Genomic DNA, 1,174 nt, shown 5'->3' on the forward strand with positions numbered 1-1,174 from the left:
CGCAGGCCCGATCTGAAGCAGATCCAGGCCGGGATCGCCGTCACCTCCGATGGCGCGATCCCGGTCTTGCACCGCGCCTATGACGGCGGGGCCGGCGAGGTCGGCCAGGTCATCGGCGCCATGCGCGGGTTGCAGAAGCTGGCCACCTCAGCGCGGATGCTGATGATCGGCGATTCCAAGCTGATCTCGTATGCGAACCTGGCCGCGATGGCCGCCGAGGGCGTGACGTTCATCGCCCCGGCTTCCAAGACCTACGTGCCGGCCGAGGTGCTGGCCGACCTGAGCCTGACCGATGCGATCGCGGTGGACTACGTCGCCGCCCGCGACAGCGGCAAGGCCGCCCAGCAGCGTGGTAGCTGGCACGTCCGCGAAGACAGCATGGCCCTGGCCGGGCCGCGTAAGAAGGACCCGGTCTTGGCCCTGCGCAGGGTGTTCGTGCACTCCTCGGCCCGCGCGCAGGCCGCCGCCACCGCCCGCGCCAAGAAGCTCGATCGCGCCCGGGATGATCTGGCCCGGCTGGAACGCGGTCTGGGCAGCCGCCACTACCCCGACGAGCAGGCAGTCACCGACCGCGTCGCCGCGATCGGCCGCACCCGCCGGGTGAACGCCTACCTGCGTGCGCGCATCGGCACCGATACCTGCACCGGCAAACCCACCCTGGCCTGGCACTTCGATGAGCACGCGCTGGATGCCGAAGCCGCCACCGACGGCTGGTACGCCCTGCTGACCAACCTCGACCCCGACACCGCCGACGCTGCCCAGGTGCTGATCCACTACAAGGGCCAGGAAGCGGTCGAGCGCCGTTACCAGGCCTTCAAAGGCCCGCTGGCCGTCACCAGCCTGTATCTGAAGAACAACCGCCGCATCAACGCGCTGATCACGGTCATCTGCCTGGCCCTGCTCATCTTCTGCCTGATCGAACGCCAGGTCCGCCTCTGCCTGGCCACCCGCGGCCAGACCAAGGTCGAGGGTTTGTATGCCGGACGGCCCGCTGTTCCCACCGGCAAGCTCATCCTGGACGCGCTGGCCGGCATCCGGCTGATCCCGGGCACCGGCCAGTCACCCCCGACCATCCCACGACCCACCGATCTCCAACTCCGTCTCCTGGACCTTCTGGATATCGATCCGCGAGACCTGCGGTGAAGATCGCTCACATGCGGAAAACGGGGCTAGC

1 protein-coding gene is annotated in these 1,174 nt (G+C 68.7%); it reads left to right on the forward strand.

Annotated elements, in window-relative coordinates:
• Nucleotides 1–1,143, forward strand: a 1,143-nt coding sequence (locus ACGF0J_RS38025) for an IS1634 family transposase (RefSeq protein WP_393154170.1), incomplete at its 5' end; no start/stop codon positions are given.
• Nucleotides 1,144–1,174: the final 31 nt, after the last annotated feature.

This window comes from Nonomuraea sp. NPDC047897 (genome assembly GCF_043204415.1).
Lineage (GTDB): Bacteria > Actinomycetota > Actinomycetes > Streptosporangiales > Streptosporangiaceae > Nonomuraea.